Origin of the sequence: Streptomyces hilarionis (assembly GCF_024539675.1) — a bacterium.
In the GTDB taxonomy this organism is placed as follows: domain Bacteria; phylum Actinomycetota; class Actinomycetes; order Streptomycetales; family Streptomycetaceae; genus Streptomyces; species Streptomyces hilarionis.
In genome coordinates, this window is sequence record NZ_JAHHIT010000861.1 from 1 (window position 1) to 244 (window position 244).

General features: G+C 53.7%; 1 pseudogene. It reads left to right on the top strand.

From position 1 onward, the window contains the following. Nucleotides 1-41: 41 nt before the first annotated feature. Nucleotides 42-244: pseudogene (locus KMS84_RS44835) on the top strand (hypothetical protein); the annotation flags it as partial.

Genomic DNA, 244 nt, shown 5'->3' on the forward strand with positions numbered 1-244 from the left:
GTTTCATGGAGCTACATCACCATATCTTTCAAATGGTTCTCATGGGGACTGACGTCGGTTTGACCTGGATGGTCCGAATAGGGGCGTTGGTGACGGCCATTATTGGCGTTTCCCTGAACAAGCGCTTTCCAACACTGAGTCTTTGGATTGTCACTGTCTGTGGCGCGATTGCGCTAGCGACGCTGGCATGGACAGGGCACGGAGCAATGGACGAGGGGAGCCGTCGCTACTGGCACTTTATTAG